The organism is bacterium, assembly GCA_009926305.1.
Taxonomy (GTDB): Bacteria; Bdellovibrionota_C; UBA2361; order UBA2361; family RFPC01; genus RFPC01.
The window spans coordinates 1-7,019 of sequence record RFPC01000104.1; the positions used below are offsets into that span (position 1 = coordinate 1).

4 protein-coding genes are annotated in these 7,019 nt (G+C 45.7%); 1 reads left to right on the plus strand and 3 read right to left on the minus strand.

The genetic code is table 11. The annotated features are described in order from the left end of the window. A partial coding sequence (locus tag EBR25_11870; protein ID NBW41681.1) for a class I SAM-dependent methyltransferase occupies nucleotides 1-255 on the minus strand: 255 nt, incomplete at its 3' end. A gap of 116 nt (nucleotides 256-371) precedes the next feature. Between EBR25_11870 and EBR25_11875 the strand changes: the two genes are divergently transcribed. After that, the gene (locus EBR25_11875; GenBank protein ID NBW41682.1) at nucleotides 372-2,198 is read left to right on the plus strand and encodes an ABC transporter ATP-binding protein; all 1,827 of its coding nucleotides are present in this window, start codon (nucleotides 372-374) and stop codon (nucleotides 2,196-2,198) included. Between the two features lie 19 nt (nucleotides 2,199-2,217). Here the strand turns inward: EBR25_11875 and EBR25_11880 are convergent, their stop codons facing one another. Then, complete coding sequence (locus tag EBR25_11880) at nucleotides 2,218-3,129, minus strand: hypothetical protein (GenBank protein ID NBW41683.1); 912 nt, start codon at nucleotides 3,127-3,129, stop codon at nucleotides 2,218-2,220. Nucleotides 3,130-3,258: 129 nt separating this feature from the next. Further along, complete coding sequence (locus EBR25_11885; GenBank protein NBW41684.1) at nucleotides 3,259-6,957, minus strand: hypothetical protein; 3,699 nt, start codon at nucleotides 6,955-6,957, stop codon at nucleotides 3,259-3,261. Nucleotides 6,958-7,019 lie beyond the last annotated feature (62 nt).

The window sequence follows — 7,019 nt, forward strand, 5'->3', positions numbered from 1 at the left end:
AGCCTGGCTCAGCATGATTTCGGAACAATCGAGTCCCGCCACTTCATAGCGCTTCTCAAGAGCTTGGAGCACTGTCCCAGTGCCACAAGCAATCTCGAGCAAAGTTTTTGCCGTCGGCGCATAGACTCGTAGCAACCCACGGATTTGCCGAATAGCTTCTCGTCGGTCCCCTACGACCTCATCGTAATAAAGACCCAGTTTCTGATAGCTATCCCTGCTCATTCTCCCTTGCTGTCTCTTCTTCGCTCCGCACATGAAAACTGGGTACAGGATACCTGCTTCCTTTGTAATGTCCAGTTATCGATCAATAACGCCTCTCTCAGAACCTTCCACTTTTCTGACGCACATAGTACCCTGCTAAAGTTATAACTATGACTGCACTGATATCACTTGACCGCATTTCCATTCAGATGGGGGCTCGTCCCTTATTCAACGAACTCAAGCTTACAATACCTGAGCGCGCTCGTATTGGCATCGTTGGTCCGAATGGATGTGGAAAATCAACTCTCTTAAAAATTCTCGCACAACAAATCATTCCAGACTCTGGAAGAGTTCTCTCGGAATCAAACCGAGGAGTCTACTATCTTCCTCAGGTGGAAAACTTCAATGCATCTCAAACCGTTTTAGAGGTAGTCCTTTCTTCGCAACCTCAAAATGACTTCCCTGTTCATGAAAAGGAAGTAAACGCAGCAAAAGCACTCTCTCGAGCTGGATTTTCGGACTTCTCTCAGCCAGTTCGCGAACTGTCTGGGGGATGGCGCAAACGATTGAGTATTGCAACAGCACTCTCATTAGAACCCGATCTGCTCTTACTCGATGAGCCAACGAACCATCTCGATTTTGAGGGGATCTCCTGGCTAGAACGCCTCTTAAAAAATGCGCCTTTCGCCTGGGCTCTCGTCTCTCATGATAGATACTTTCTTGAGCAGACAGTAAATCGAATTTTAGAAATCTCAAAGGTATATCCGAGCGGATACTATGAATACGAGGGAAGCTATCTAGACTTTAAATCGAAACGACAAGCTCAGCTTGAACAGGAAGCAAAGCGCACCGCTAGCTTAGCAAATAAAACTCGGCGTGAGCTTGAGTGGGCAGCACGAAGTCCGAGTGCTCGCACTGGGAAAGCAGCATATCGAATGAAAGAAGCCCTTCGTTTGAAACAAGAGCTCGCACAAGCAAAATTGCGGCAAGAGACCAGCCAGGATGCCATTGAATTTCAAAGTGCAGGAAGAAATACGCGGGAGCTAGCACAACTCATTAAATGTAGTTTCTCTTATGATGAGAAACCACTCTTTGAAGCGCTCTCCTTTACATTGATTAATGGGATGTGTTTGGGAGTACTTGGAAAGAATGGAGAAGGGAAATCTACGCTTCTCAAAGTCTTTGGGGGAGAACTCTCGAGTGCTACCGGAAAGGTAAAACACGCATCTGGTCTAAAGATTGTCTACTTCGACCAGCTAAGAGAATCTCTCGACGCGTACAAAACTCTTGGGGAGCTACTCGGAGACGGGAGCGATCACGTTATCTATCAAGATAAGTCCATTCATGTAATTGGTTGGGGAAAGCGATTTGGATTCGAAGCAGAAGAACACATGAAGTTGCTATCTGCCTTGTCCGGGGGCGAACAAGCGAGAGCTCTACTCTCGATCCTTGTCAGGCAAGAGGCTGATCTTCTGCTTCTCGATGAGCCGACGAATGATCTCGATATTTCTATGCTTGAAGCGCTCGAAACCATGATTCTTGATTTTCCGGGTGCGGTAATACTCATCACTCACGATCGCTTTATGCTTGAAGAGGTCTGTACCCACTTTTTAGGATTTTCAGGAGGGGAAGTTTCTGAATTTGCCAGCTATACTCAGTGGTATGAGCAAAGCATTCAAGACGTCGAAGAACAATCACTGACGACATCTCGCAAGGAAAAGCCGAAAAGCCCTCTCACAAAACTCTCCTATAATGATCAACGCGAGTACAATAAGATGGAGTCAAAGATTGAGAAGGCTGAGGCTCAATTAGCGCTTATCGAGAAAGAAGTTGCTGACCCTTCTTCGCATATCGATCCTGAAAAAAGCAAAGCAGTCTCTGCAAAACACGCTGAAGCAAAGGCTAACGTAGATAAGCTCTATGCAAGATGGGAGGAGCTCGAGTCACGAAAGCACAGCCTACAAAACAAGCACAGTCTACAAAACAAGGGAAATTAATCCCCTATTCCGACTTGCGTCAATGTGGTTCCCTTCCATATGGTTCAACTGCGCAATTATAGCAATACATAATCCCTGGCAGCAGAGCAGCCGAGAAGAGTCCCAAGAGAGCGCCCAAAATAGGGGGTGCACTTAATGCGAGTCTCACTAATAACGTACAAGCTGCGAATGCAGAATTTCGGAAAATAAGCGCATAACTATTGTTGTAGCGATAGGAGATAAGAATCAGAAGGATATCAGCATAAATAAGCGCTAAATAAAAGTTCTTAAAGAGTGAAAATCCCTCATCTCCTTCATAGAGACTTATACTTCCTAAGACCGCAAACGCGATAAATACACAGAGCAAGAGAAGCGCGGTCAACTTCTTTAATCGAATAAAACTCCGCTCATTTTCTTCCACTGAGATGATTTTTCTCGAGACATGTATGCGATCATAAAATGCTAAAAGCGCGAAAATGCCCAGAGCGCACACCACTTCGACTAACATGAGACCAATACCATGCTCAAGCGCTGGCATCATCGCTGAGAGCTGGAAAGAATGCTCCCCAGCTGATGAGAAATCTGCTTGAATATCATCCACTCTGCTTAAAACCTCAAAGGCCTGTCGCAGAAGAATCAAAGAGAAAATCTCCAGCTGTTTTCCAACGGAAACGGAAAAAGAACGAGACAGACTCAAAATGAGCTCAATAACCTCAACAACCAATACCGCAGTAAAAGCAAGATGAATCGAATAGAGAGGAGATACTGGTAGTTTGTGAACTGGTAAAATTTCTAGTCTCGTCAACTCTATGTAGAAACCACTGAGCACAAAAAATACAGCAATTCCGCTCCAGATGATGCCTTTAAATTCATCACTGTTCCAGTAATGCTCCACGGTATCGAAAATCCGCTCTGAGAAGGCTAGGGTTGAAGAACAGAGATGAGAAAACATGTTGAAAGCCTTTCAGAGACGAGTCGTTCGGTCAATGCATTTTAATGACATCATTGAAAATAAATCAGGAGTTGCACGTATCATCGAAACCAAATGTAGTTCTGCTCGGCTCGAGCGATGTTATCCGTTTTACCAATCATTTGGAAATGCATACACTCTCCCATCTTCCCGAAGATACATGCGCTTCATCTCTTCTTTCGTGAATGGCCGAGAACCCAGTCTTCCAAAGACACTTACCTGATTTCCCGTCTCATCAACTGCCCTGTCACGGTCTAATGGCTTTGTAATCGCTTTTGCTTGCCCACCGAGTTTCTTACGAGCGATGAGTTTCGGCTCCACATTCGGAGAAAAACCATAATAGGTAGGCACTCGCTCTGGATCCGTTAATTGCATAACGAGCAAACCATTCTTCCCGTCAGCAAGATATGCAAACAGACTGGCATTCGTGCTCGCGATTTTTACATCATTGACATCGGATGCCACTCCCCCAGCTGAATACTTGGAGTAAATCCTTGGCTGCTCAGCTTTCTCAATATCGACAATTACCAGCCCTTCGCTTCCTCCTGCAATGTAAGCAAAGGTCCGAGCAAGGTATATTGATCGTGCATCCTGTAAAGGAATGGAAGCGGTATTTACCTTCTTTGCTTCTTCCCCCTCAGTTACATCGACCACATGCAATCCATCACTATCCACAACAAAAAGATAACGAAACTGTAAAGCGGATGCTCTCGGCTCTCGAAAGGGAATAGTTTTTAGCACCTTTGGTGAAAGCGGATTATCCAGATCGAGAATGACTAATGCTGTATCTGTTGAAATATAAGCATTGGAACCACCGAGCGTAATATGTCGTGCACCAGCAAGAATTCCTTTCTCGTTCCAGGTAAGCGCTCTCTTCAAAAAATTATTTGTCGGATCACCATCTTGTAATGTATCGACATTAACGAGAATCAATCCCTCTTCTGCATCTGTTATGACCGCATAGTGATAAATCTCATGAAGTGGAGTTTCCAAATTCTCTGGCAACTGCTGCCGAAATGGCGCTATGGGCATGTTGGTTGGTAGTGCAAAAGAAGTGGCATTTTGCGAGGGAATATGCGTGTCATGTCCTAAAGGAGATACTGGAGCAGTCACAATACGTTCCGAAAACCCCTTATTGGCGATGTTTGCGATATCATAAACGCGGAATCCCGCTTCCCCTGCAGTGGTATATAAGTACTCACCTCTATGTTGAATCGTATTCGTGCTTCCACCTACCCCATGATGCCGATGGGACTCCTCGAGCCTCTGCTGCCTGTCCTCATGGTGCATTTTATAATTATCTGGATAGGCATAACGATGAAGATAACTTCCAATAATAGCTTGTGGCTCATCAAACTCAGAGATGCGTACTGCCTCAAGTCCATGCTCTCCCGTTGCCACATAGGCGAAAGCACCCATGAAATTCACAAATTGTGTTCCATGCAAAAGTAGTTGCGCCATGATGGCATTATTATCGTTCTCTTTTGAGATATGACAGTCATTACACCGCTTAGTTTCTTTCGTTCTCACCGTATGCGGAAAGTGAGGAGCAAACGCTTGTGAAGAATGACCCGAGGCGGCAGTTGGTGGTTGCTGTATATAAATTTTCTGACGATTAATATCGGTTGAAGAAAGAATCAGTGCGCTTGAGGATCGTACGGGAACGATCTTTCCATCCTTGGCTGGACCATGCTTTCCAATTTGAAACATCTGGTCACGAACGACTTGGGGATTATAGGTCGCAAAGTTTCTCGTTTGTTTCCCATCATAATGTTTTGACTCCTCTTTCCAATTCGCCTCAATTGGCAAATGGCATCCCGCACAACTCGTTACCCACGAGCTATGACACGTAAAACAGGCCATCTCATCATTATTATGTGCCAGTAGCTCATTAAGATTGTCGGCTTGATCAATACCTGCCAGATTGCCCCACCTTGGATCCTCCCCGTCCCCAGACGTAAAATGCTCTACAGTCTTTGAACGCGCGGATGCCTCATTATAATTCGGATGCTGAGGATTTACCGAATCCCTTACCTGCTTTACCTCCCATTCAAGATTCTCAGTGACCGAAGAACGTTGAAATAACCTATTTCCCTTCCAAATAAACCGTGACTGTCCAAAGGGAGTTCGCATACGGGACAAATCATTCCCATCCGTGCCCGAAGCCGGACCACTCGTCGTCAGATTCGCATACTCCTTAACGGTTCCATGACAGTCCTTACATTGAATCTCGACAGCTTGGGCAACTTCACCATAGATATTTCCATCTCCATGAACATCTTGCGCAAAGTGGCAATCCGAACAGTGCATTCCGAGATCTAGGTGAATATCAGAGAGATGGACCGCTTTTTTGAATTTCTCGGGATCCGTATGCGGAACAATATTATTGTCTGCATCCAAAAGGTTTCCTTTGCGATCTTTTTTATAGACTGCACGAAAGTTCCATCCATGCCCATGATAATCAGCGAATTGCGTATTTTGTAATTGTGGATTGAGTTCACTGACCTTTTTTAAAAACTCTTTGTCAGTCCACAATCCACGGGCGGCGGCTGCCTCGGGATTATGTCTGTATGACTCAATACGCTCTTCATCGGTGGGATACCGCTGATCCTGAGGCCACATGTGGGGCGCGTCTGATTCGTAATCCCACATCGTATATCCAAGGTAGGAATTCACGAACATGTTTGGCTGATGCATATGACAGACCATGCACTGACTGGTCGGAATTGCTCTGGTAAATACGTGTTTTAATGGATGTCCTGGCTCATCACGGGGAATAGTCTCATCAACTGACTGAGTTTTTCCCTCATGCCCAAACTTCGCATAAGGTCCAGAGTGCTTTTCTGAGCGATCATTCGCATAAATAGAGTGACAACCTGTACATCCACTGCTCCGATAATCTCCCGGGTGATCATTCGTACCAAGAAATGAAAGGTGGGGATCATTAAGACGAGTTTTGTGGATATTGATCACTGGGACAGCGATGCGAGCACCCGTACCCTCTCCCCGATTTGACTGTAAAACATCAGGAAGTCCAGGCTCCTCCAGTGGATTCGGGTTTCCAATCTCAGGGAACTGCGTTTTTACAAATTCTCCTCCGCGCTCAAAAATACGAAAGACATCCCCAGGAGCAAGCACCTCCCACTGAGGCATCGAGGTAAGTTGCTCTAAAGCTCCACGCGCCTTTTCTTCCTCACACAGTTCACCCCCATGAAGGATCATTTGAGCCTCTCCATCCTTTCCGTAGCTTTCTCCGAGAATGTAATTTTTATAGGGAAGAATGTTATTATTGTAAGAAGCCCCGCCCCAGAGCATGGCACTCGTTGTCATTAAGCTCTTTTGCACAGCGCGAGTGATATCGGCATGACATCCTCCGCACGCCTCTGGTGCGACCCGAAGATCACCGGGATTGATAAAACGGACAAACTCGGAAGATTCCTTCAGGAGATCCGTATAACTATTTTCTGGATTTGCACTCGTCAGCCAGTTTTCAGAGTGAGCAGGTAAGACGTGAGCACGATCTTTCAACTCTTCATATTCTCGCGATCCTGAGGCAACTCCTTCAGCCCTTACTGCTGGATCCCCGCCATGACAATCAGCACATCCAATAACTACCGCTGGATTTTCGTGCATCGTGAGCGAGTCAGTCTTTACATGACAATCTCTACAGCCAAGACTGGCTGCTTCCATCTCATCACGACTCATACCAGGAAGAATCGGACGCAGCTCATCCGCTTGAAGTGACACAAAACGAATAGACACGAGGCCGACAAATACCAGAGCGCAAAGCCCTCGGGCGAGCCCGTTCATTATTGATTGTCTGGTAGCTCCCTTCACTATTCGCTAATACTCCAAAATAAGATTCGTAAAAA